Consider the following 22,003-nt stretch of genomic DNA (forward strand, 5'->3'; position numbering starts at 1 on the left):
CATGCAAACCCAACCTGTCTTGCGCGTGCATGACCTCACCACCTGTTTCGACGGCGACGAAACCACGGTAGTCGCCGTGGACCGGCTCTCCTTCGACCTGATGCCCGGCGAAACCCTGGGCCTGGTCGGCGAATCTGGCTGCGGCAAGAGCGTCACGTCCCTGTCCATCATGCGCCTCTTGCGCGCCCCCGGACGCGTAGCGGGGGGCAACATCGAATTCGACGGCCACGACCTGCTGACGTTGCCCGAGAAAGCCATGCGCGCGATCCGCGGCAACCAGATCTCGATGATTTTCCAGGAGCCCATGACCTCGCTGAACCCCGTGTTCACGGTGGGTAAGCAGATCAGCGAATCCCTCATGCTGCACCAGGGTCTGTCGCGGCGCGAGGCCATGGCGCAGGCCGAATCGCTGCTGGAACTGGTACAGATATCCGACCCGGCGCGTCGCGTGCGCGAGTATCCCTACCAGCTGTCCGGCGGCATGCGCCAGCGCGCCATGATCGCCATGGCGCTGGCTTGCCAGCCCAAGGTCCTGATCGCCGACGAGCCCACCACCGCGCTGGACGTCACCATCCAGGCGCAGATCCTGCACCTGCTGCGGGAAATCCAGCAACGGCTGGGCACCTCCATCGTGCTGATCACCCATGACCTGGGCGTGGTGGCGCAGATGTGCCAGCGCGTCATCGTGATGTACGCCGGGCGCAAAGTAGAGGAAGGCAGCGTCGACGACATCCTGGACCACGCCCAGCATCCTTACACCCAGGCGCTGATCCGCTCCCTCCCCGACTTTGCCGCAGGCCAGGACCACACGGCGCGGCTGGCCGAGTTGCCCGGCATCGTGCCGGTGATGACGCCCGAGTCGCGTGGTTGCGCCTTCGCGGCGCGCTGCCCGGAAGCGCAGCCGCGCTGCACCGAGCAGGCGCCGCCCGCCGCCGACGCCGGCAGCCGTCACCGCGTCTGGTGCTGGGCCCGCGCGGCCGAACCCGCCCCCGCCGCCCTGACCGCCTGAGGCCCGCCATGAACCTGCACGACATTCCTCTTTCGAGCGCCGTAGCCGCGCCCGCCGCCGAGGCTGCGCCCATGCTGGAAGTCATCGGCTTGAAGAAGCACTACCCCGTGGACAGCGGCAGCGGCGCCAAGGTGCTGCGCGCGGTCGACGGCGTTTCCCTGTCGGTGCCGCGCGGCCAGACGCTGAGCCTGGTGGGCGAATCCGGCTGCGGCAAGTCCACCACCGGCAAATGCCTGATCCGCCTGACCGATCCCACCGAAGGCCGCATCCTGCTGGAAGGCCGCGACCTGGCCGCCATGAACAGCCGCGAGCTGCGCGCCATGCGCCAGCGCATGCAGTTCATCTTCCAGGATCCATTCTCATCGATGAACCCGCGCATGCGGGTGCGCGACATCATCGGCGAGCCGCTGCGCGCCTTCGGCCACAGTCGCGCAGCGATTCGCGAGCGCGTCGCGCAGCTGCTGGCCCGCGTCAGCCTGCGCCTGGATGCCGCCGACCGCTATCCCCACGAGTTCTCCGGCGGCCAGCGCCAGCGCATCGTTATCGCCCGCGCATTGGCGCTGGACCCAGGCCTGATCGTCTGCGACGAGCCGGTGTCGGCGCTGGACGTGTCGGTGCAGGCGCAGGTCATCAACCTGCTGATGGACCTGCAACGCGACCTGGGGCTGACCTACGTGTTCATTTCGCACGACCTGAGCGTGGTGCGCCACATCAGCCACCGCGTCGCCGTGATGTACCTGGGCAAGATCGTCGAAACCGGCACCCGCGACGCCATCTTCGAACGCCCCGCCCACCCCTATACCCGCGCCCTGCTGGCCGCGGTGCCATCGGCCCGCCAGGGCGAACGCAAGCCCGTGGAAGTTCTCAAGGGCGAGATCCCCAGCCCCTTGTCGCCACCCTCGGGCTGTGCTTTCCGCACCCGCTGCCCGATGGCGCAGCCACGCTGCGCCGAAGAGACGCCGCAACCTCGCCAGATCGCCCCCGAACAGCAGGTCGCCTGCCATTTCGCCATCCACGCCTAGCCGGAGATACCCATGTCCCAGACCGACGCCACCCCGTTCGACTACATCCTTGCCGGCGGCACCGTCATCGACGGCACCAACTCGCCGGGCCGGCTTGCCGACGTCGGCGTGCGCGGCGACCGGATCGCCGCCGTCGGCGACCTGAGCGCCAGCAGCACCCGCCGCCGCATCGACGTGGCGGGCAAGGTGGTGTCGCCGGGCTTCATCGACTCGCACACGCACGACGACAACTATCTGCTCAGGCATCGTGACATGACGCCCAAGATCTCGCAGGGCGTCACCACCGTGGTCACCGGCAACTGCGGCATCAGCCTGGCGCCGTTGGCGCATGCCAGCCCGCCCGCGCCGCTGGATCTGCTGGACGAGGGCGGCTCGTTCCGCTTCGAGCGCTTCTCCGACTACCTGGAAGCCCTGCGCACCGCGCCGGCGGCCGTCAACGCCGCCTGCATGGTGGGCCATTCAACCCTGCGCGCCGCCGTCATGCCCGACCTGAAGCGGGAAGCCACGGCCGAAGAGATCCAGGCCATGCAGGCGCTGGCCGACGACGCTTTGGCCAGTGGCGCGATAGGCATCTCCACCGGCGCGTTCTACCCGCCCGCCGCCCATGCCAGCACCGAGGAAATCATAGAGGTCTGCCGCCCGCTGGCCACGCATGGCGGCGTCTACGCCACCCACATGCGCGATGAAGGCGAGCACATCGTGGAGGCGCTGGAAGAAACCTTCCGCATTGGCCGCGAACTGGACGTGCCGGTCGTGATTTCGCACCACAAGGTCATGGGCAAGCCCAACTTCGGCCGCTCCAAAGAGACGCTGGCCCTGATCGAGGCCGCCATGGCCAGCCAGGACGTGTCGCTGGACGCCTATCCCTACGTGGCCGGCTCCACCATGCTCAAGCAAGACCGCGTGCTGCTGGCGGGCCGCACGCTGATAACCTGGTGCAAGCCTTATCCCGAGCTGAGTGGACGCGACCTGGAAGAAATCGCCGCCGAACGCGGCAAGTCCAAGTACGACGTGGTGCCGGAGCTGCAACCCGCCGGCGCCATCTACTTCATGATGGACGAGCCCGACGTGCAGCGCATCCTGGCGTTCGGCCCCACCATGATCGGGTCCGACGGCCTGCCCCACGACGAACGCCCCCATCCGCGCCTGTGGGGCACCTTCCCCCGCGTACTGGGCCACTACTCGCGCGACCTGGGCCTGTTCCCGCTGGAAACCGCGGTCTGGAAAATGACCGGCCTGACCGCCGCCAAGTTCGGCCTGGCCGAGCGCGGCCAGGTGTTGCCCGGCTACTACGCCGACCTGGTGGTCTTCGACCCCGCCACCGTGGCCGACTCGGCCACCTTCGAGCGCCCCACCGAGCGCGCCGCGGGCATCCACTCGGTCTACGTCAACGGCGCGCCCGTCTGGGAAGACCAGTCCTTCACCGGCCAGCACGCCGGCCGCGTCCTCAACCGGACGGCAGCCTGAGCCCCGCCAGCCCTTACAATCCGGCATACGCGGCGGGGCTTGCGGGCCCTGCCCCCAACCAACTCCTACCTGCCAGATCGCTACATGGCCCTACCCGGCACTACATCCCCGCCCGAGATCGTGGGCAAGGAAGAAATGGGCGCTCGCCTGCGGGCCGAGCGCAAGGCGCGCAAGATGACCTTGCAGGCGCTGTCCCGCGCCAGCGGCATCGCGGTGTCGACGCTGTCGAAAGCGGAGCTGGGGCAGATCGCCCTGAGCTACGAGAAATTCGCCGCGCTGGCGGGCGCGCTCGGCATAGACATGACCCGCATGTTCATGCTGCCGGACGCCTCGCAGGCCGCCGTCGCCCCCACCTTCGTCAAGAACAAGCTCAGCGACGCCCGCGACTACGTCACGGAGAACTACCACTACCGCCTGCTGATGGGCGAATACCCCGGCAAGAAGATGACGCCCATGCTGGCGCTCATCGACTCGCGCAAGGTGGTGGAATTCGAGGACTACATCCGCCACCCGGGCCAGGAATTCGCGGTGGTGCTGTCGGGCAAGGTCCGCATCCAGTTCGAAAACGGCGACAGCGTCGTGCTGGGCAAGCTGGAGACCGCCTACTTCGACAGCAGCATCGGCCATGTGTACCTGTCGATGAGCAAGAAGCCCGCGGAAGTGCTGGCGGTATGCAGCGACGTGGGCGAGGTGCCGTCGCGGCTGAAACCGCCCGAATGATCCGTGATTTAGCGCTGTGCGGCCCCTAGCCCAGCAGTTCGGCGCTGTGCTCGCCCAGCCCAGGCGCCGCGCCCGCGGACGCTCTGGGACTGGCGGAAAACCGCAGCGGCGTGGCCGCGCAAAGCAGTTCGCCTTCGGTCGGGTGCTCCACGGTCTCGAAGAAGCCCACGTCGGCCAGATGCGGGTCACGCAGCAAGTCATCCAGGCTGTTGGCCGGTCCCGCGGGGATGTCGTGCTCCAGGAACAGCGCCAGCCATTCCGCCGCGTCGCGTTCCAGCAGGCTGCGGCTGACTTCCTCGTACAAGGGTTCGGCGTGACGGATGCGGTCCCCCATGGTCAGGAACCGCGGGTCGGCGGCCAAATCAGGCCGATCCAGCAAGGCGAACAGGCGCTGCCACTGCGCGTCCGTGTTGGCCACCAGACAGACATGGCCCTCGCGGGTCTTCAAGGGCCGGTGGTAGCGGCTGAAGACCCGCTCATAGCCGCGCGGCGCGGCCGCCGTCTGCGAGCCGCTGAAGATGCTGTCGGCCAGATGCTCGACCAGATTGAAAGAAGCCATGGTTTCGAACATGGGAACCTCCACCTGCTGCCCCTTTCCGCTGGCGGCTCGCGCCACCAGCGCCGACGCGATGGCGCCCGCCAGATAGACGCCGCACAGCTTGTCGGTGAACAGCATCGGAATGAAGCCCGGCTCGCCATACATCCTGGCATGCAGGCCGGCCACGCCGCTCATGCCCTGGATCACGTCGTCATAGGCGGGGCGCTCGGCGTAGCGGCCGTCCTGGTGAAAACCGAGAGCCACGGCATAGACCAGCCGCGGATGGCGCTGCGCCAGGCTGTCGTAGTCTATGCCCAGGCGCTTGGCGGCCGCGGGCCGCATGTTGTGCACGAAGACGTCGGCGCTGGCCAGCAATGTGTCCAGCCGCGCCACGTCGGCGGCATTTTTTAAGTCCAGGACCACGCTGCGCTTGCCGCGGTTCAGGTTCAGGAAAAACGATCCCATCCTGGCGTTGCGCGACTTGCCGACCATGCGCATCGGGTCGCCCTGCGGCGGCTCGACCTTGATCACATCGGCGCCCATGTCGGCAAGCAACTGGGTCGCCATCGGTCCAAACACGAAGTTACTGGCGTCTATGACGCGCATACCGGACAAAGGGCCTGTCATGCTCGTTCCTGGTTAGGGGTTGCCCTGTTCGGGCCTTGAGTAGATGGAAGGGCTGCCGGCGCGGACTGCTCGCGCGCCTCGCGCAACAGATCGCGTCCAATGATCAGATGCTGGACCTCGGTCGCGCCCTCGTAGATGCGCAGCGCCCGCACGTCGCGGTACAGCTGCTCCATGATGTGCCCGGTCCGCACGCCCTGCCCGCCATGCATCTGCAGGGCAGCGTCCACCACCTGCTGCGCATGCTCGGTGGCAGCCAGCTTTGCCATGGCCGCATCGCGCGACGAGCCTTGCCCCGCATCGCGCGCCCAGGCGGCGCGATAGACCAGCAGCGCCGAAGCCTCGGTCTGGGTTGCCATCTGGCTCAGCCTGGCCTGGGTCAGCTGGAAATCGGCCAGCGTCTTGCCGAACATCTCGCGCTGCAGCGCATGTTGCGTGGCCTCTTGCAGCGCCCGGCGCGAGAAACCCAGCGCCGCCGCGCCCACCGAGGTCCGGAAGATATCCAGCGTGCGCATCGCGAGCTTGAAGCCCTGCCCCGGCCCGCCCAGCAACTGCCCGTCCGCGACACGGCAGGCGGTGAACTTCAGGGTGGCCAGCGGATGCGGGGATAGGACGTCGATGCGCTCCGCGATCTCCAGTCCCGGCGTATCCGCGTCCACGATGAAAGCCGATATCCCCTTGGCGCCGGCGCTGCGCGGATCGCGCGCAAAGACAACGTAATGGTCGGCGATGCCGCCGTTGGAGATCCAGGTTTTCTCGCCGTCCAGGACATAGGCGTCGCCATCCTGCCTGGCCGAGCACAACAAGGCGCTCACGTCGGAGCCCGCCTGCGCCTCCGACAGCGCGAACGCCGCAATATGGCGTCCTGCCCGGGCGGGAGCCAGATACCGCTGCCGCTGGGCGGTGGTGCCGTCCAACGCAATGGCGGCCGAACCCAGGCCCTGCATGGCGAATGCGAAGTCGAACAACGCGCCATGTTGCGCCAACCGGTCGCGCAGCAGGCAGACGGCGCACGTGTCAATGCGGGCGCCGGGGGCTAGCGGGTCCGGCACGGCGTGAGCCAGCAGGCCCGCCTGGCCCATGCCGGCCACCAGGCGCCGGCATTGTTCGTCCATCTCCGCCCGGCTTTGCGGCGCGGTCCAGGCGGGCCTTGCCTCCAGCCAGGCGTCGGCCTGCCGCAGCAGGTCCCGATGCCGGGGCTCGAAGAACGGCCACGCGAGCGTAGCTTGCATGTTCATGGAGAAGCGTCCTGTCGTGTGGGCTGGGCGCTATTGCTTGGGGATGTTGGCGCTCTGGGCCGTGGCAATCTCAAGCTCGATCTCTTTCCTCTGGAACTTGGCCAGCGCGGCTGCGTCGCCAATGAAGGAGATGAAATTGCTCTGCGCCAGGAAGGCTTGCGTCTTGGGATCGGCGTAGATCTCCAGCAGCGCGTCCTGCAGGGTCTTCACGACCGGCGCGGGCGTCTTGGCCGGCGCGAACATGGCCCACCACGCGACCTTGAAGAAGTCCTTGTAGCCCAGTTCCTGCAAGGTGGGCACGTCCGGCGCGCTGGCCAATCGCTTATCGGTCGTCACCGCCAGCAAGCGCAGCTTGCCCGCCTGCACCAGGGCCTGCGCGCCGCTGTACTCAGCGATCACGAAGTCAACTTGCTTGCCCGCCAGATCATTCAAGGCCGGCCCCGCGCCCTTGTAGGAAATGCCGTTGGCGCTGGCCTGCGCCAGCGACAGGAACCATTCGCTGGCAATCTGGTAGGTGGCGCTGCCCGCCCCGTAGTTCAGCTTCTTCGGGTCCTTCCTGGCGGCCGCCACCAGGTCCGCGACCGTCTTGTAAGGCGAGTCCTGGTAGACATAAAAGCCCATGGGCGCCTGCGCCAGCACCGCCACCGGCGCCAGGTCGACCAAGGGGTCATAGGGCAGCTTGGCGAACGCCGCGACGTTGGTCGCCACGGGCGCATTGGCCGCCAGCAGCAGCGTGTAGCCATCGGGCGCCGCCGACACGACGGCCTGGGTCGCGATAATGCCGCTCGCCCCTGGGCGGTTCTCGGCGATCACGGGCTGGCCCAGCTTGGCCTCCAACTGGCGCGCGGTGTAGCGCGCCAGCGTATCGGTGCCCGTGCCGGGGGGATACGGGACGATCAGCCGGATCGGCTTGTCCGGAAATGCATGGCTGATCTGAGCGCCCAGCGCCAGCACGGCGCCTGCGAGCAAGGTGGTCAATCGTTTCATGTCTCCAACTCCTTTGTGTGCTCTGTTGTCTTTTGGAATTGCGGGCGCCAGCGTTTCGCGGTCAGGAAGATGACTGCGGATGCAAGGCGACCCGTCCGATGACCTCGCGGGAGGCCAGCGCGGCCAATGCTGCCGCGTATGCCTCCAACGGGTAGGTCTGCTGGGTGTAGGGTTTCAGCGCCCCTTCGACGACCCAATCGAACATCGTGGCGAAGGCGGCGCGCACCGCCGCCCTGCGCTCGGGCGGGACGGATACCCTGCCCCAGCCCATGTAGTAGCCCCAATAGATGCCAATCGCGGTGGCGTTCTTGACCAGCAGGATATTGGCGGGGATTTGCGGAATGTCGCCGCCAGCGAATCCCATCGGAATCAAGCGTCCCTCAGGCGCGACACAGCGCAACGACTCCTCGAATACCTTGCCGCCCACCGGATCGAAGATCACGTCGGCGCCGCGCCCATCGGTCAGGGCCAGCACCGCGTCGCGGAAGCCGCCTTCCCGGTAGTTGTGCCCATGGTCGGCGCCGTGCGCCCGCGCCGCGTCGAGCTTGGCCTGGGTGCTGGCGCACGCGATCACGCGCGCGCCCAGCCGCTTGGCGATCTCGATGGCCGCCAGCCCACTGCCGCCGCTGGCGCCGTGCACCAGCACCGTCTCGCCCGGCTGCAAATGCGCGCGCCAGCGCAGCGCGCCATAGGCCGTGGCGTAGATGGTTGGAAACTGTACGGCGCTATCGAAATCCACACCGTCGGGCAAAGCGAATGTCGTGTCGACCGGCGCCACCACTTCGCTGGCAAAGCCGCCCGATTGCACGCCGGCCACCACCCGGTCGCCCGGACGGAACAGCGTCACGCCCGGGGCGCATTCCCGCACGATGCCCGCCACCTCGGTGCCTGGCGTCAGGGGTAGCGGCGGCCGGTTCTGGTGCTTGCCCTGCAACACCAGCAGGTTGGCGAAGCTCACGCCGCAGGAATGCACTTCGATGCGCACGCTGTCCGCCGGCAAAGGCGGCGCGGCGCAGGTCTCGACGCTGACTTGGCTGGGATCGTCCAGCCCGCGGCAGATGACGGCTCGCATGGTTCTCTCCTAATCGGCTTCGGGCAAGGCGCCATGACGCCCCGCACCCTGCTCGAAACGTTGCGCGCCAGCGCGCGCCTCCAGTTTTCGCGCGGCGGCAGCGTAGGCCATCTCCGCAGCAACCGCATCCCGCTCGGACAAGGCGATCTGGGCATAGGCCGATTGCCGGTCCGAGCGCATCGCGATCTGCGGGAATTGCGCCATCTGACGGGCCAGCGCCTCGGCCTCGGCACGCGCTTGTCCATCCGGCACCACTCGGTTGACCAGCCCGAAGCGCTCGGCTTCCGGAGCCAGCACAATACGGGCGGTCAGCAACATGTCCAGGGCGCGGCTCATGCCTATCAGGCGTGGCAGCCGCACGGTCGTGCCATCGCTCATCGGCACGCCCCAACGGCGCGACAGTACGGCGAACGAGGCGCTTTCCTCCGCGATGCGCAAATCGCACCACAGCGCCACGCCCAACCCGCCCGCGCAGGCATGCCCCGCCACCGCCGCGATGACGGGCTTGGACAGCGGCGCATGCAAAGGGCCGTCCGGGCTGCCTGCCCAGGGCTCGTAGTCGGTGCCGCCTGCCAATTCCTTTAGATCAGCGCCTGAACAGAAGGCGCCGCCAGCGCCGCACAGCACGGCCACCCGGGCCTGTTCGTCCGCATCGAATTCGCGCAGCGCTCGCGCCAGTTCGGCGGCAGCCTCGCGATCCAACGCATTGCGCACCTCGGGCCGGTTGATGATTACCGTGGTCACAAAGCCGGCGCGTTCCACCAGGATTTTCGGAGCCATGAATCGCTGTCGTCCTGTAGTTTGAATAATACCAAGCAGTATTAAAATGATTGGAAAAAAAGCCGCGCGGAACGGTCCGTTCGCGCGGCCCGGCTTTACTGCGGATGCGGCAACAAGGCACTGACCGCGAAGCCGGCCAGTTCGCTGGCAACGCGCTCGCGGTCCTTGGCGGTTTCGTTCTTCCGCGGGTGATACCAGCGCGAAGTCCAGTTCAAAGCCCCCAGCAGCGGCTTGACCAGCAGCTTGGCGTCCATGGCGCGGAAATCGCCGCACTGCACGCCTTCCTCGATCACACGCATATACAAGGCTTCATTCGCCGCCCGCAACTTGAGGATTTCCTCCAGTTCGGCACGTTCGGACGCGGTGGTGCGCCCCGTCAGATGCAGTTCCAACCCTTGCGCCGCGACGCGCAGGTAGGCCAGATGCTCCATCATCAGCACGGTATGGTCATGCGCCATCTTCCGCAGCTTGACGGCCGGCCGTTCGGCCGACAGCGCATGCGGCTCGATCGCTTCGCGGGTCAGTTCCATCGCGCGCCGCTGCACGGCGAAGAACAGCGCCGATTTATTGCGGTAGTAGTAATAGATGATGCCTTTGGTCGCACCGTAGGCCACGCTGATGTCGTCCAGCGACGCCGCTGAAAAGCCCAGGTTCATGAACACGGACGCGGCCGCATCGAGAATGGCGAGCCGCTTCTCGATCCCTTCCGTGCTGTCTATCAGGCTGGGCCGTCCCATAATGTCCTTGCTGTGGCGGAAATAAACGCGAAATTCTACCCTCAGGCCTGCCGGCCGGCGCCCGCGAACTCATCGCGGACCGCCTGCGTATGGGCGCCTATGGCGGGCACTTCGCCCAGGCGGCGCGGCTCGCCCCGGATCTGGACAGGCGGCGCCACGATGGACGCCACCCCGTGCGCGGTGCGTACCTCCGAGCGGCGCAGGTGCGGATGCGCCGACAATTCCTTGACGCCGTTGACTGACGCATAGGCAATCTTCGCCAGCGTCAGACGCCGCCGCAATTCTTCCAGCGCCACCGTACTCAGCAGAGCTTCGATTGCGGCTTTCAATTCCTCGGCATGCAGCACGCGGTCGCGATTGCTGCGGTAGCGCTCGTCGTCGACCCATTCGGGCTTGAGCAGCACGTCGCAAGCGAAGCGGCGCCATTCGCCGTCGTTCTGCACGCCGATCAGGAGCGACTGGCCGCCCTGGCAGGCGAAGGCGCCATAGGGAGCGATGGTCGGATGTCCGAGGCCTACGCGCGGCCACACCGTGCCGGCGTAGTCGTAGTGCAGCAGGGGCACGGTCATCCAGTCGGCCATGGCGTCGAACAGCGACACGTGCAGGGCGCTGCCCTGCCCTGTCCGCTCGCGCTGCAACAGCGCCTCCAGGATGGCCGCGTGCGCATACATGCCGGTGCCGATATCGCAGGCGGATATGCCCACCCTGCCCGGGGCCTCCGGCGTGCCGGTCACCGACGCGATGCCCGATTCGGCCTGCACCAGCAGGTCGTAGGCGCGCATCTCCGCATAGGGGCCCGACTCGCCGTAACCCGTGATGTCGCAGGTAATCAGCCGGGGATTGGCGGCCCGCATTTCCTTCCAGCCGAAGCCGGCGCGTTCCGCCGCGCCCGGGCCCAGGTTCTGGATCAGCACGTCAGCCTGCAAGATCAGCGTGCGCAGCAGCGCCAGATCCTCAGGCTGCGAGAAATCGAGAACGATTGATTCCTTGCCCCGGTTGAGCCAGACGAAATATGTGCTGTCGCCCATGACCGCGCCGTCATAGCCGCGCGCGAAATCGCCGGCCGCGCGTTCGATCTTGATGACGCGCGCGCCGGCATCAGCCAGGCGCGACGAGGCATACGGCGCTGCGGCTGCCTGCTCCACAGCGATCACCAGCAGACCTTCCAGGGGCAATGCCATTTTTGTCTCCGATCCAGCATTCGTTTTTTTAATGCTACCGCGTAGTATTAGAACTGACAAGCCCCGGCTCCGGCCGCGCCTGGAACATGGCGGAGCATTGGCATATGGCTGTCACACTCGCGGGCGATACTGCCGTCCGGATATCCGCCAGCCCGCCCGAATTCCGGGAACGCGCCGGATATTCATATAAAAGGTAATTCGTTGGCCGCCGCCCCTGGCCGCCTTACGATAGCTGGCATCGACTGGGCCTGGCGCCCGCAGGAATGCTCCACATGCAACGCTTGATATCCCCTATTCTTACCCGCCGTCCGGTGCTGCTGGCCGGTCCGCTCAGCGCGCGCCGCTATGACGCCGTGGTTTCCCTCAACGCCCACCGCGAAGCCCGCAGGCTGCGCGAATCGGCCCAGCGCATCCTGGCCGTTTCCGCCCGCTACATGTTGCCGGGCGCTTGACCCTGTCCCCAAAAGCTGCGCCGAACACCCGGGCCTGATCCTTCCCCAAGACACGCAACGCCCGCCGCCGCCTTCATGCAGCCCTTCCCGCCGCCACCTGCGGTAGGATTGCCGATTCGGCCCGAAACCGGGCCAGGCAGAACAGGAGTCATGCATGCAGAAGGTGGTAATCGTGGGCGGCGGCCACGCGGCGGCGCAATTGTGCGCCAGCCTGATAGAAGGCGGCTTTCCCGGCAACCTGACGCTGGTGTGCGAAGAGGCCTCGCTGCCCTACCACCGGCCGCCGCTCTCCAAGACCTACATCAAGGATCCGGAAGCCCCGATCCAGTTGCTGCGCGCCGAGGCGGTCTACGCCGACGCCGGCGTACAAGTCCTGCTGGCGGACCCCGCGGTCGGCATCGACCGCGACGCGCGCCGGCTGACGCTGGCTTCAGGCAAGCAGCTGGACTACGACGCGCTGGTGCTGGCCACCGGCACGCGCGCGCGGCGCCTGCCGGACGTGCCCGACGAACTGCAGAACCTGATCTACCTGCGCAACGCCGACGACGCCGCGCGCCTGCGCGCCGCGATCGCGGATGCGCCTTCGGTCACGGTCGTGGGCGGCGGCTTCATCGGCCTGGAAATCGCCGCCACGGCCGGCGCCCTGGGCCGCCCGGTCACCGTCTTCGAATCCGCGCCGCGCCTGCTGGCGCGCTCCGTGTCGCCCGAAGCCTCGGAACACGTCGCCCGCGTGCTGCACGATTCCGGCGTCGACCTGCGCCTATCCTCCGACCTGCAACACATCCGCACGGAAAACGGCCGCGTGCGCAGCGTCGTGGTCAATGACGTGGAACATCCCGTGGACCTGCTGGTCGCCGGCATCGGCGCCGTGCCCGAGATCACGCTGGCGCAAGCCGCCGGCCTGGACTGCCTGAACGGCGTCGTGGTCGACGGACTGATGCAGACCTCGGCGCCGGGCATCTACGCCATCGGCGACTGCACGTCCTTTCCGTATGCGCGCTGGGGCAAGACCCTGCGGCTGGAATCGGTGCAGAACGCCAACGACCAGGCCCGCACCCTGGCCGGCGTCCTGCTCGGCACGAAGACGCCATATCACGCCCTGCCCTGGTTCTGGTCCGATCAAGGCGCTTTGCGCCTGCAGATCGCCGGCCTGGCGCCGCCGGATACCGAACGCGTCCTGCGTCCGGGCGCCAAGCCCGGCAGCTTCTCGATTCTGCACTTCGCCGACGGCCATCTGGTCTGCGTCGAATCGATCAACGCGCCGATGGACCACCTGGCCGCGCGCAAGCTGCTGGAACTGGGGTTGAACCCGCCCCGTGACGTGCTGGCCGACCCGGCCGTGCCGCTCAAGAGCCACTACTGAAGCGGACAAGGACGATCCGCGCCGGCGCGCCTCAGATGAAGCCGGCGGCGCGGAACATGCGCTCGTAGATCTGGCGCAGGACCGCCTCCTTGCGCTTGTTGTACTCCATGACCTGCATCACCCCGGCCGCCGCCTCGCGCTTGGCCTGGGCGTACAGATCGCGGTCGGCATCATGCTGGCGCAGCCAGTCGCGGAACATCCGGTGCCGGATGTTCTCGGGGCAATCCGGACCAAACACGTGCAGGTTCACGCGCGGAGCGGCCAACTGCAGCAGGCGGTGCTGGTGCCAGGACGGCTCCCGCAAGACCAGCAGGTAACCCGCCGCCTCCAGGGCGGGGACATAAGCGTCCTCCTGCACGGGGTCGGCTACCGTCAGATCGATATCTATCACCGGCTTGGCCGGCAGGCCCGGCACCGCCGTCGAACCCATGTGCTCGACCGCCAGCGCGACCGGTCCCAAGGCCTCGCGCACCCGCGACTCAAGCCGGTCATAGCGGACCGGCCAATCGGGGTCATAGGGCATGACCGCGACCGGCTCCGGCGCGGGCTTGCCCCGAACCCAGGGATCCTCGTCCGGGTCCGCGTCGTAGTGCCGCATGATTTCTTCAGGCGTGGGCGCGCGCCGGTTTCCCGCCAGTTTCAATTGCCGAAAGCGCGGCGCAAGCGCTCCAGTTCGGCGATGTTCAGGCGCTTGGCTTCCGCTTCGGCGTAGTTCCGCTCACCCGATTCGTACGCGCCTTTATAGATGCACTTGCTGCGCTTCGCGCACTCGCCTTCGGCGCGGGCGGCAGAGGAATACGATTGGGAACCTTGATCCGAAGTCTTGGAACCGCTCGAAGAGCAGCCGGCCATCAGCGCAGCCGCAAAAATCGCCACGCCCCAGCGGCTCAACGTTTGAATGGACATTTCCTGGCCCTACAGAAAAGCTGTAGCCGACTTTATAGCAGGCTCTTGAATTCAACGTTCAGGCGGCAATTGCTTCGAAACGTTGCTGCCGGCCAGGCTCGAGCCGCGTCGTAATTCGTAAACGGATCAAACCGCCAGATACTGCGTCAACTTCTCCAGCATGGCGTCGCAGGCCTCCAGCTGCGACAACTCGACGTACTCGTCGGCCTTGTGCGCCACCTCGATGCTGCCAGGTCCGCAGATCAGCACCGAGGTCTGCGCCCATAGCTGCTGGAACAGCCCGCCTTCGGTGCCGAAGGCGGCCTTGGTGAGCGGCGTGTCTGGCGGCAGCCATGAGGCCAGCAGCGCGACGGCCGCCGAGTCGTCCGCCGTGGCCAGGCCAGGATAGGTGTTGACCACCTCGATCCTAGGGGGCTCGGCATCCGCCCGCGCGCCCGCGGCGCGCATTTTCGCCCTGGTGAGCTCCAGTACCCGCGCCAGGATCAGGTTCGGGTCATCCTGCGCGACGTTGCGGATCTCGAAATTGACTTCGCATTCCGCCGGCACGATGTTGAGCGCCGTGCCGCCCTTGATGGTGCCTGCATGCACCGTCGTGTACGGCACGTCGTAGCCGGCCTCGCGCGGCCCGTGTTCGGCAAGGTCCTGCTGCACGTCGCGCAGCGCGCCGATCAGATCGCTGGCCGTATGGATGGCATTGACGAAAAACGGCGCCAGCCCGGAGTGGCCCGCCTGGCCGCAACACATGGCCCGATAGGCCGCCTTGCCCTTGTTGCCGGTGCCGATCTTCATCAGCGTGGGCTCGCCCACCACGCAGAGCAGCGGAGCCGGCTTCATGTGTTCCAGCGCTTGCAGCAGATGGCGCACCCCCACGCAGCCGACTTCCTCATCGAACGACAGCGCCAGATGCAAGGGCCGCGCAAGAGGCTGATGGGCCGCGCGGATCATGGCCATCACGGCGCAGGCGACGAAGCCCTTCATGTCCGCGCTGCCCCGCCCATAGATGCGCCCATCGCGCACGGTCGCCTCGAAAGGCGGCGAGGTCCAGGGCTGGCCTGCCACGGGGACCACGTCGGTGTGGCCGGAGAGCAGGATGCCGGGTACATCCAAGGGGCCGACGGACGCGAACAGATTGCTCCGCCGGGCGTCCTGCGGGTCCGCCGCCAACGTGGACGCGATGCCGGCCTGTGCCAGCAGCTCCCGCACGCGCTCGATCAGTTCGATATTGGGCGTCAACGTGACGGATTGAAACGCGAGCAGCTCGCGCAATAGGTCTGGACTGTTGTCGGGGGTCGGTGTGCTCATGGCATGGACCTGCAGGAGGCGGACGGCGCACGGGCGCGCCGCCGGTTCATTTGCTTTCAGGAGGCACGTAAGGGTCGAAGAAACTGCCTTCGCTCATGCCTGGAATGTACTGATCCGAGATATAGGCGCGGCAGCGCTGCATGAACACCTCCGTCAGGCGCGACGGCTTCATCGGCTTGTAGGTGGTGAGGCCCAGCAGCATGGGGCGGTGTTCACCTACCAGGCGCAGCCGCACCAGCCGCTTGCCATCCAGCGCTTGCGTGGACTTCGGCCGCACGTTGAACAAGGCATAGCCGATTCCGTTGGCGACCATGGACCGCACCACTTCCTCCGAGCGTGAGCGCGCCACGATGTTCGGCTCCAGGCCGAACTTCGCGAATAGCGACATGAAATAATCGCGGCTCAAAGGCAAGTCCAGCAGCACCATGGGCAAGCGGGCCAGCTCCTCCAGCGTCACCGCGATCTGCTGCGACAGCGGATGCAGTTCGCTGACCACCACATGCGGCGGCAGGCGCGCCAGCGCCTCGAACGATATTTCGTCGCCCAGTCTCAGGTCGTAGCTCAGCGCGACGTCGATCTCCAGCGAGTGCAGCTTGTCGATCAGCAACTGCTGGTCGCCTTCGGTCATGTGCAGCTCGACTTTGGCGAATGCCCGCGAAAACCCGAAGATCACCTCGGGCGCGATCATGGCCGTGAGGGACTGGAAGCAGCCCACGCGCAAGGTGCCCTGGATGGTATTGCTGGAGACGGACGCGATCTTGTAGAGACGCGACGCGCGCTCGAGCAGGTCTTCGCATTCGCTCATGACCTGCTGGCCGAGCACCGTCAGGGCCAGGCCCTTGGACGGATGCCGCACGAACAGCTGCACGTCCAGCTCGGTTTCGACATGCGCGATGGCGGCCGAAATCGAAGGCGCCGAGATGTGGATCTGGCTGGATGCCGCGGCGATACTGCCATGCTTGGCCGTGGCAACGAAGTACTCCATCTGGCGCAGCGAAATGCGATTGAGCATAGTCCGAAGTGAGAAAACTGGAGCAGGCTGGAGGGAGGTGGCGTTCCGCCTTGCGGGCCGCCACCGTGGCCCGGCGCTGGCATCAGCCGCACCGAGCAAAAGTGTATCCACTATGCCCGGATAAGGGGGCATGGCGCTCCTCGGGTTTTCTCGCACTAGCCGGCTGGCGCAAGCGGTCACAGATTGCCTGGCACGCCGAAACTCGGCGCGGCGCGCGGGTCCCGGGCGCGGGTGATGTAATCCTGGATCTGCGGCTCGTAGACCTTCCAGGCCTCGTAAAGCGTTTCGACAGGACATTTCTCCACCCAGTCCATGCGCAGGTCGACGATGGGCCAGTCCAGGTCCGCCACCACCAGCAGCCCGGCCGAATGCACCGGCCCCTCTTCGCCGCCAGCAGCCTGGCCCGCCAACATGGCCTGCATCAGGCGCTCGGCCAGCGAGCCCGACGCTTGCTCGAACGCCGCCAGCATGGCGGCGGGCACATCCAGCGACGCCAGCATATTGCCGGCGCACGCGGCGTGCTCGCCCTGCGCGCTGGCCAGCCGGCCCAACGCGTTCGCGCCCGTGAAGATGGCCGGCGCCTGCGTGGCGTCGATCGCCATCAATTGCCGGTAGCTGATAAAGGGGCGTTCGGCCAGGGCTTGCAAGGCGCGCTGGGGCGAGTGGCCCTGGCCCATTGCATCAAGGATGAGCGGCCCCAGGGCGGGATCGGTGATGTTCTGGCTGACCGCCGCGCCCACTCCCGCTCGCGCGCGGATGCAGCGCGCCGCGACCGCGGGCGAAGAGGACGAAACGGCCGCGCCGAATTGGCCGGTGGCCGGACAGCGGGCAATGATGGAGAAAGTCATGACCTGGGCCTCCTGTGGCGTCAATCCGGAATAACGGCAGTCGCGTCGATTTCCACCAGCCATTCGGGACGCGCCAGCGCCGATACCACGATGCCGGTGGATACCGGGAACACGCCCTTGAGCCACTTGCCGACCACAAGATAGACCTCCTCGCGATAACGGGGATCGATGAGATAGATCGTGATCTTGCAGATGTCCTGCAGTTCGCCACCGGCTTCCTTGAGCAGCATGTCGATGTTCTTCATTGCCTGCTCGGCCTGCCCTCCCGCGTCGCCGATGCAGACGCTCTCGGAAGTGTCCAAATTCTGGCCAATCTGCCCGCGCAAGAAGACCGTGCTGCCGCGCGCGACGACCGCCTGGCACAGATCGTTGTCGAGTTTCTGTTCGGGGTAGGTCGCCTTGGTATTGAAAGTGCGTATGCGCTTATGCTTCATGGCTCGTATCAGTATTAGGGTTTATCCGAAGACCCCGCGCCTGCCTGGCTGGCAGCATCGCCCAAGGCCTTGACCTGTCCGCTGATGGTCTGCCCAAGCGGGACCGCAGCCTATTTGTTTTTTCTGGTGTCCCGTCTCGGAAATCCTGACGCGGGCGACGCTCGCGGCGATGCGCCTCACCATGTCTCCGGCGGCCTCGCCAGGCCATCAGGAAAATCTATTCATGCCAACGGAAAAGGCGACTTGGTCCCTCGGATCGTCTCTCTCATTATTGGCTTTCGCTGGCGCGGCCGGTGCGGCAGTCGCGGCGATGCCCGGCCCCGGATCGATGACCGACGCCATCTGAAGCAACCTCACCTTACAGAGGATCCGGATGAACACCGCCTCAACTCCCGCGCAAGCCGCCTATCCCCGATTCCGCTACGACGGCTCTGGCGACCTTGCCCGCATCGGGCTGATCTACATCGCCTCCAGCGTCGTGATGGAGGAAGAAATGTGGGCCATGTCCGCCCGCGGCGTGTCCACCCATACGGCGCGCATCAAGCTGCCCAAGGTCACCGTGCAGGGCATCGAGGAAATGATGAACGCCCCGGAGCTCGAGCAGGCCGCGCGCCTGGCCGGCGCCGCCCCGATCGACGTGCTGCTGTTCGGCGGGACCAGCGCCTCCTTTCTGCATGGCACCGCCTACGACCAGGCTCTGATCCAGAAGCTGCGGCAATGGGTGCCGGGGCCGATGATCACCACGGCGTCCACCGCCACGCTCGCGGCGTTGAAGAAGGTCAAGGCCGGCAAGGTTGCGCTGGCCACGCCCTATCTTCCGGAGATCCACGAACGCGCTATCCGCTTCCTGCAGGAAAACGGCCACGAGGTCGTCAAGAGCGCCTGCCTCGGCATCTCGGATGACCACGCGCTGGCCGAGGTATCGCTGGAGAAAGTCTACGACCACGTGCTCTCGGTCGACCACCCCGACGCGACGGCCATCTTCGTCTCGTGCACCAACTTCAGGACCGTCGGGGCCATCGAGGCGCTGGAGCAGAAGCTCGGCAAGCCGGTGATCTCGGCCATCCAGGCCTCGTTCTGGCATTGCCTGGATCTCACCGGCGCGGCAGGCGCCAAGCCCGGCTACGGGTCGCTGTTCAACGCCAACCTGTCCAGGGACAACACGATGTAAGCACTTCGCCGAAGTGCATGACCAATAAACAAGGGGAATAAAAATGCATCTTCACAAAACCATCACGGCGCTGACGCTCGCGGGCGCCTCGCTGTTCGCGCTGGCGCCCGCCCAGGCCGAGAAACTGGTGCTGGGCAACGAGGGTAGCTATCCGCCGTTCAGCATGGTCGACCCCTCGGGCCGCCTGACGGGCTTCGAACCCGATCTGGCGCGCGAGATGTGCAAGCGGATGAAAGCCGATTGCGAAATCGTCGTGATGGACTTCAAGGCCCTGATCCCGGCGCTGCTGCAGAAGAAGCTGGATGCCGTGGTCAGCCAGACCAAACCGCTGCCGGAGCGCAAGGAAAAAGTGCTGTTCGGGCGCCCGGTGCTGTTCAACCCGGACTCCTATGTGGTGCCAGAAGCGAAGAACTACACCTTCACGCCTGAAGGCCTCAAAGGTGTGCGCATCGGCCTGCAACGCGGTTCGGCGCAAGCCAAGTACGTGGGCGAGACATTCGGCAACGCGGTGCAGATCGTGTTCTACGACAACCCCGACCAGATCCGGCTCGACCTGGCCAATGGCCGGCTGGATATGAGTCTCGGCCCCAAGATCAGCTGGACCAACGAGTTCCTGTCCAAGCCCCAGGGCAAGGGCTGGAAATTCGCCGGCGGCGACCTGTGGACCGGCGGCGGCGAAGCCGGCTCGAGCTGGATCGCCCGCAAGGACAGCGGCGAACTGCTCAACCGCATGAGCGCCACGGTCGACGCCATCATCAAGGACTGCACCTTCACCAAGCTGCGCAAACCCTACATGGAAGTGGAGCTCCTGCCCGAAGAGGCGGCCTGCCGCTAGCCGGATCCGCGCACACCGCCAGGGCCTCCGGCGTCAGACCGCCGGGGCCTGGGCGGAATTCTTCATACGCTTGCAAGGACTGCCTCATGCCTTCGATGGGTTTCGTGCAGCAACTCGCGACCGGCGCGCTGATGACGATCCAGGTCGCCGTCTGCGCCTATCTGCTGGCGCTCGCGATCGGGACGTTCTTTGCCCTGATCACGCTGCGGCCAACACTGCTGGCCAGGATCATCTGGATTCCGTACGCCTCCATCTTCACGGGCGTGCCCTCGCTGCTGGTCGGCTTCCTGTTCTATTACGGCGGCTCGGAGATTGTCGCCAGCCTGCTCGCGCCGTTCGGCATCGGCCAGCGTGTCGAGATCACGCCCTTCATGGCCGCGGTGGCGGCGCTGGGCATGGTCTACGGCGCCTACCTGGCCGACCTGATACGCAGCGCGATCCAGAACGTGCCCCACGGACAGTTCGAAGCCGCACGGGTGTTGCTGGTGCCGCGCACCACCATCTGGCTGAAGGTGATCCTGCCGCAGATGCTGCGCCTGGCCCTGCCCGGCATGACCAATATGTGGATCGTCGTGCTCAAGGACACCGCCCTCATCTCGTTGATCGGCCTGAAGGAAATCATGGCCTACGCCAAGCTCGCGTCCGGCGTGACCAAGGAACCCTTCGTCTACTACCTGCTCGCCGCCGCCTTCTTCCTCATGATGACCTGGCTCACCTACTACGTGGCCCGCCGCGTCGAAACCTGGGCGGCGCGCGGCTTCCATCCCGTCGTGACCAAGGGAGCCTCGCATGCACTTTGATTTCCAGGTAGCTTGGGACAGCCTGCCAAAATTGCTGGCCGGCGCCGGCACCACATTCGCCGTGCTGCTGCCGGTGCTGGTCATCGGCCTGCTGCTGGCGCTGCCGGTGGCCCTGGCGAGCTTCCGGCCAGGCCCGCGCGCCATCTTCGCCAGCAGCTACATCGGCTTCTTCCGCGGCGTGCCCAGCCTGGTGCTGCTGTATCTGATCTACAGCGGACTGCCCCAGTTCTCCATCGTGCGCGACACCTTTCTTTGGAACATCTTTTCCAACGCCTATGTCTGCGCGTGGCTGGGCCTGGCGCTGACCCACTCGGGCTTCATGGCCGAGATCATCCGCGGCGGGCTGGCGGCGATTCCCAAGGGCACCATCGAAGCCGCGCAGACCCTGGGCCTGAAGCCCGCGCAAATCCTGTTCCGCCTGCGCATCCCCTTGGTCGCGCGCTATGTGCTGCGCGCCTATCAGAATGAGTTGCTGATCATGGTTAAGAGCACGGCGGCCGTCAGCGCCATCACGCTGGTCGACCTTACCGCGGCCGCCAACACCGTATTCGACTATACCTATGACCCGTTCACGCCCTTGATCACGGCGGCGGCCATTTATTGGTGCATCACCAACAGCATACGTCTTGGGTTCTCGATCGCGGATCGCAGGCTGAACCGCTATCTCGTCAGAATCTGAACCGCCCCGGCCGACCGTCCACCAGAGCGCGAATCATCATGACTGCCATCCTGTCCAGCATCACGCCGCCTTACTCTTCCGCCCTTGCCGACTGTGCGCCTGCGGTGTCCATCTCGGGATTGAACAAGTTCTACGGCACCTTCCACGCCCTGCGGGATATCCACCTCGAGGTGTCCAATGGCGAAATCGTCATCCTTTGCGGGCCTTCCGGATCCGGGAAGTCATCGCTCATCCGCTGCATCAACCATCTGGAGCAGCATGACTCCGGCGACATCCACGTCAATGGCACCGCGCTGACCCGACACCCCCAGGACGTGGAAAAAGTCCGGCGCCAACTGGGCATGGTGTTCCAGAACTTCAATCTTTTTCCGCACATGACGGTGCTGGCCAATTGCACCTTCGCGTTGAAGGTCGCCTTGAAGATGTCCACGCCCGAGGCCGAACAGACGGCACGCGAGTACCTCGCCAAGGTCAATGTGATCGAACAGGCCGACAAGTATCCGATCCAGCTTTCTGGCGGACAGCAGCAGCGCGTGGCCATCGCCCGCGCACTCTGCCTGCGTCCGCGCATCATGCTTTTCGACGAACCGACATCGGCGCTCGATCCAGAATCGGTCGGCTCCGTGCTGCGCATCATGGAGGACCTGGCGCAGACCGGGATCACCATGATCTGCGTCACCCACGAGATCGGCTTCGCCCGCAAGGTCGCTGACCGCTGCGTCTTCATGGAGCGGGGAGAAATCATCGAGACGGCGCCCGCCGAACAGTTCTTTGCCTCGCCCAGGAGCGAGCGCCTGAGGAATTTCCTGGAGCAGGTTTTGTAGTC

At 66.2% G+C, this 22,003-nt stretch carries 24 protein-coding genes; 11 read left to right on the top strand and 13 right to left on the bottom strand.

Annotation, left to right across the window (positions count from 1 at the left end; genetic code table 11):
• Position 1: 1 nt before the first annotated feature.
• The 4 genes from IPU70_RS16050 (at position 2) to IPU70_RS16065 (ending at position 4,218) form a co-directional block, all read left to right on the top strand.
• Positions 2 to 1,009: an ABC transporter ATP-binding protein gene (locus tag IPU70_RS16050; RefSeq protein ID WP_207468629.1), complete on the top strand. Its 1,008-nt coding sequence runs from the start codon at positions 2 to 4 to the stop codon at positions 1,007 to 1,009.
• Between the two features lie 8 nt (positions 1,010 to 1,017).
• Positions 1,018 to 2,031, top strand: coding sequence for an ABC transporter ATP-binding protein (locus tag IPU70_RS16055; protein ID WP_256439239.1), 1,014 nt, complete (start codon positions 1,018 to 1,020; stop codon positions 2,029 to 2,031).
• Between the two features lie 12 nt (positions 2,032 to 2,043).
• Positions 2,044 to 3,498, top strand: coding sequence for an amidohydrolase family protein (locus tag IPU70_RS16060; protein WP_207468630.1), 1,455 nt, complete (start codon positions 2,044 to 2,046; stop codon positions 3,496 to 3,498).
• A gap of 84 nt (positions 3,499 to 3,582) precedes the next feature.
• A complete protein-coding gene (locus IPU70_RS16065) occupies positions 3,583 to 4,218 on the top strand; it encodes a helix-turn-helix domain-containing protein (RefSeq protein ID WP_207468631.1) in 636 nt (211 codons plus the stop codon).
• 25 nt (positions 4,219 to 4,243) lie between these two features.
• Here IPU70_RS16065 and IPU70_RS16070 read toward each other — a convergent pair whose 3' ends face one another.
• The 7 genes from IPU70_RS16070 to IPU70_RS16100 form a co-directional block, all read right to left on the bottom strand.
• Positions 4,244 to 5,383 carry a CaiB/BaiF CoA-transferase family protein gene (locus tag IPU70_RS16070; RefSeq protein ID WP_207468632.1) on the bottom strand — a complete coding sequence of 380 codons (1,140 nt, stop codon included), beginning with the start codon at positions 5,381 to 5,383 and terminating at the stop codon, positions 4,244 to 4,246.
• Positions 5,380 to 6,618, bottom strand: a complete 1,239-nt coding sequence (locus IPU70_RS16075; protein ID WP_207468633.1) for an acyl-CoA dehydrogenase family protein — start codon at positions 6,616 to 6,618, stop codon at positions 5,380 to 5,382. The genes IPU70_RS16070 and IPU70_RS16075 overlap by 4 nt, the downstream gene beginning before the upstream one ends.
• A 30-nt stretch (positions 6,619 to 6,648) precedes the next feature.
• A complete protein-coding gene (locus tag IPU70_RS16080; RefSeq protein WP_013391988.1) occupies positions 6,649 to 7,605 on the bottom strand; it encodes a tripartite tricarboxylate transporter substrate binding protein in 957 nt (318 codons plus the stop codon).
• Between the two features lie 61 nt (positions 7,606 to 7,666).
• Complete coding sequence (locus tag IPU70_RS16085; RefSeq protein WP_207468634.1) at positions 7,667 to 8,677, bottom strand: NADPH:quinone oxidoreductase family protein; 1,011 nt, start codon at positions 8,675 to 8,677, stop codon at positions 7,667 to 7,669.
• Between the two features lie 9 nt (positions 8,678 to 8,686).
• Positions 8,687 to 9,457 carry a crotonase/enoyl-CoA hydratase family protein gene (locus IPU70_RS16090; RefSeq protein WP_207468635.1) on the bottom strand — a complete coding sequence of 257 codons (771 nt, stop codon included), beginning with the start codon at positions 9,455 to 9,457 and terminating at the stop codon, positions 8,687 to 8,689.
• A 95-nt stretch (positions 9,458 to 9,552) separates the two neighbouring features.
• On the bottom strand, positions 9,553 to 10,194 hold the full coding sequence (locus tag IPU70_RS16095) for a TetR family transcriptional regulator (RefSeq protein WP_013391985.1): 642 nt from the start codon (positions 10,192 to 10,194) through the stop codon (positions 9,553 to 9,555).
• A gap of 41 nt (positions 10,195 to 10,235) precedes the next feature.
• The gene (locus IPU70_RS16100; RefSeq protein ID WP_175213885.1) at positions 10,236 to 11,375 is read right to left on the bottom strand and encodes a CaiB/BaiF CoA-transferase family protein; all 1,140 of its coding nucleotides are present in this window, start codon (positions 11,373 to 11,375) and stop codon (positions 10,236 to 10,238) included.
• 272 nt (positions 11,376 to 11,647) lie between these two features.
• On the opposite strand from IPU70_RS16100, the gene IPU70_RS16105 reads away from it, so the two are divergent.
• Positions 11,648 to 11,827, top strand: coding sequence for a hypothetical protein (locus IPU70_RS16105; protein ID WP_059375255.1), 180 nt, complete (start codon positions 11,648 to 11,650; stop codon positions 11,825 to 11,827).
• Between the two features lie 154 nt (positions 11,828 to 11,981).
• Positions 11,982 to 13,190, top strand: coding sequence for an NAD(P)/FAD-dependent oxidoreductase (locus IPU70_RS16110; RefSeq protein ID WP_207468637.1), 1,209 nt, complete (start codon positions 11,982 to 11,984; stop codon positions 13,188 to 13,190).
• A 31-nt stretch (positions 13,191 to 13,221) separates the two neighbouring features.
• On the opposite strand, the gene IPU70_RS16115 is transcribed toward IPU70_RS16110, so the two are convergent.
• The 6 genes from IPU70_RS16115 to IPU70_RS16140 form a co-directional block, all read right to left on the bottom strand.
• Positions 13,222 to 13,788, bottom strand: a complete 567-nt coding sequence (locus IPU70_RS16115) for a GrpB family protein (RefSeq protein ID WP_207468639.1) — start codon at positions 13,786 to 13,788, stop codon at positions 13,222 to 13,224.
• A 41-nt stretch (positions 13,789 to 13,829) separates the two neighbouring features.
• Positions 13,830 to 14,096, bottom strand: a complete 267-nt coding sequence (locus IPU70_RS16120; protein ID WP_207468640.1) for a hypothetical protein — start codon at positions 14,094 to 14,096, stop codon at positions 13,830 to 13,832.
• Between the two features lie 126 nt (positions 14,097 to 14,222).
• Positions 14,223 to 15,398, bottom strand: a complete 1,176-nt coding sequence (gene argE, locus IPU70_RS16125) for an acetylornithine deacetylase (RefSeq protein WP_207468641.1) — start codon at positions 15,396 to 15,398, stop codon at positions 14,223 to 14,225.
• A 46-nt stretch (positions 15,399 to 15,444) separates the two neighbouring features.
• Positions 15,445 to 16,410: a LysR substrate-binding domain-containing protein gene (locus tag IPU70_RS16130; protein ID WP_013391978.1), complete on the bottom strand. Its 966-nt coding sequence runs from the start codon at positions 16,408 to 16,410 to the stop codon at positions 15,445 to 15,447.
• A gap of 176 nt (positions 16,411 to 16,586) precedes the next feature.
• Complete coding sequence (locus IPU70_RS16135; protein ID WP_207468642.1) at positions 16,587 to 17,258, bottom strand: DUF1028 domain-containing protein; 672 nt, start codon at positions 17,256 to 17,258, stop codon at positions 16,587 to 16,589.
• A 20-nt stretch (positions 17,259 to 17,278) separates the two neighbouring features.
• Entirely contained in the window at positions 17,279 to 17,692 is a 414-nt protein-coding gene (locus IPU70_RS16140; protein WP_207468643.1) for a RidA family protein, read from the bottom strand.
• A gap of 373 nt (positions 17,693 to 18,065) precedes the next feature.
• On the opposite strand from IPU70_RS16140, the gene IPU70_RS16145 reads away from it, so the two are divergent.
• The 5 genes from IPU70_RS16145 to IPU70_RS16165 all read left to right on the top strand — a co-directional run bounded on the left by IPU70_RS16145 (position 18,066) and on the right by IPU70_RS16165 (position 22,001).
• On the top strand, positions 18,066 to 18,863 hold the full coding sequence (locus IPU70_RS16145; RefSeq protein ID WP_013391975.1) for an Asp/Glu racemase: 798 nt from the start codon (positions 18,066 to 18,068) through the stop codon (positions 18,861 to 18,863).
• A 43-nt stretch (positions 18,864 to 18,906) separates the two neighbouring features.
• Positions 18,907 to 19,698 (top strand): transporter substrate-binding domain-containing protein, encoded by a 792-nt coding sequence (locus IPU70_RS16150; RefSeq protein WP_207468644.1) that lies wholly within the window; start codon positions 18,907 to 18,909, stop codon positions 19,696 to 19,698.
• An 86-nt stretch (positions 19,699 to 19,784) separates the two neighbouring features.
• Positions 19,785 to 20,498 carry an ABC transporter permease gene (locus IPU70_RS16155; RefSeq protein ID WP_207468645.1) on the top strand — a complete coding sequence of 238 codons (714 nt, stop codon included), beginning with the start codon at positions 19,785 to 19,787 and terminating at the stop codon, positions 20,496 to 20,498.
• The gene (locus tag IPU70_RS16160; RefSeq protein WP_207468646.1) at positions 20,488 to 21,177 is read left to right on the top strand and encodes an ABC transporter permease; all 690 of its coding nucleotides are present in this window, start codon (positions 20,488 to 20,490) and stop codon (positions 21,175 to 21,177) included. Before IPU70_RS16155 ends, IPU70_RS16160 begins: the two co-directional genes overlap by 11 nt.
• A 38-nt stretch (positions 21,178 to 21,215) precedes the next feature.
• Complete coding sequence (locus IPU70_RS16165) at positions 21,216 to 22,001, top strand: amino acid ABC transporter ATP-binding protein (protein ID WP_242702530.1); 786 nt, start codon at positions 21,216 to 21,218, stop codon at positions 21,999 to 22,001.
• Positions 22,002 to 22,003 lie beyond the last annotated feature (2 nt).

It is taken from the genome of Achromobacter sp. SD115, from assembly GCF_017355315.1.
GTDB classification, from domain to species: domain Bacteria; phylum Pseudomonadota; class Gammaproteobacteria; order Burkholderiales; family Burkholderiaceae_B; genus Achromobacter; species Achromobacter xylosoxidans_B.

Bases quoted from the DNA above. Each gene is read 5' to 3' on its own strand.
- IPU70_RS16050 (WP_207468629.1), top strand. From the start codon at position 2: ATGCAAACCCAACCTGTCTTGCGCGTGCATGACCTCACCACCTGTTTC.
- IPU70_RS16055 (WP_256439239.1), top strand. From the start codon at position 1,018: ATGAACCTGCACGACATTCCTCTTTCGAGCGCCGTAGCCGCGCCCGCC.
- IPU70_RS16060 (WP_207468630.1), top strand. From the start codon at position 2,044: ATGTCCCAGACCGACGCCACCCCGTTCGACTACATCCTTGCCGGCGGC.
- IPU70_RS16065 (WP_207468631.1), top strand. From the start codon at position 3,583: ATGGCCCTACCCGGCACTACATCCCCGCCCGAGATCGTGGGCAAGGAA.
- IPU70_RS16070 (WP_207468632.1), bottom strand. From the start codon at position 5,383: ATGACAGGCCCTTTGTCCGGTATGCGCGTCATAGACGCCAGTAACTTC.
- IPU70_RS16075 (WP_207468633.1), bottom strand. From the start codon at position 6,618: ATGAACATGCAAGCTACGCTCGCGTGGCCGTTCTTCGAGCCCCGGCAT.
- IPU70_RS16080 (WP_013391988.1), bottom strand. From the start codon at position 7,605: ATGAAACGATTGACCACCTTGCTCGCAGGCGCCGTGCTGGCGCTGGGC.
- IPU70_RS16085 (WP_207468634.1), bottom strand. From the start codon at position 8,677: ATGCGAGCCGTCATCTGCCGCGGGCTGGACGATCCCAGCCAAGTCAGC.
- IPU70_RS16090 (WP_207468635.1), bottom strand. From the start codon at position 9,457: ATGGCTCCGAAAATCCTGGTGGAACGCGCCGGCTTTGTGACCACGGTA.
- IPU70_RS16095 (WP_013391985.1), bottom strand. From the start codon at position 10,194: ATGGGACGGCCCAGCCTGATAGACAGCACGGAAGGGATCGAGAAGCGG.
- IPU70_RS16100 (WP_175213885.1), bottom strand. From the start codon at position 11,375: ATGGCATTGCCCCTGGAAGGTCTGCTGGTGATCGCTGTGGAGCAGGCA.
- IPU70_RS16105 (WP_059375255.1), top strand. From the start codon at position 11,648: ATGCAACGCTTGATATCCCCTATTCTTACCCGCCGTCCGGTGCTGCTG.
- IPU70_RS16110 (WP_207468637.1), top strand. From the start codon at position 11,982: ATGCAGAAGGTGGTAATCGTGGGCGGCGGCCACGCGGCGGCGCAATTG.
- IPU70_RS16115 (WP_207468639.1), bottom strand. From the start codon at position 13,788: ATGCGGCACTACGACGCGGACCCGGACGAGGATCCCTGGGTTCGGGGC.
- IPU70_RS16120 (WP_207468640.1), bottom strand. From the start codon at position 14,096: ATGTCCATTCAAACGTTGAGCCGCTGGGGCGTGGCGATTTTTGCGGCT.
- argE (WP_207468641.1), bottom strand. From the start codon at position 15,398: ATGAGCACACCGACCCCCGACAACAGTCCAGACCTATTGCGCGAGCTG.
- IPU70_RS16130 (WP_013391978.1), bottom strand. From the start codon at position 16,410: ATGCTCAATCGCATTTCGCTGCGCCAGATGGAGTACTTCGTTGCCACG.
- IPU70_RS16135 (WP_207468642.1), bottom strand. From the start codon at position 17,258: ATGACTTTCTCCATCATTGCCCGCTGTCCGGCCACCGGCCAATTCGGC.
- IPU70_RS16140 (WP_207468643.1), bottom strand. From the start codon at position 17,692: ATGAAGCATAAGCGCATACGCACTTTCAATACCAAGGCGACCTACCCC.
- IPU70_RS16145 (WP_013391975.1), top strand. From the start codon at position 18,066: ATGAACACCGCCTCAACTCCCGCGCAAGCCGCCTATCCCCGATTCCGC.
- IPU70_RS16150 (WP_207468644.1), top strand. From the start codon at position 18,907: ATGCATCTTCACAAAACCATCACGGCGCTGACGCTCGCGGGCGCCTCG.
- IPU70_RS16155 (WP_207468645.1), top strand. From the start codon at position 19,785: ATGCCTTCGATGGGTTTCGTGCAGCAACTCGCGACCGGCGCGCTGATG.
- IPU70_RS16160 (WP_207468646.1), top strand. From the start codon at position 20,488: ATGCACTTTGATTTCCAGGTAGCTTGGGACAGCCTGCCAAAATTGCTG.
- IPU70_RS16165 (WP_242702530.1), top strand. From the start codon at position 21,216: ATGACTGCCATCCTGTCCAGCATCACGCCGCCTTACTCTTCCGCCCTT.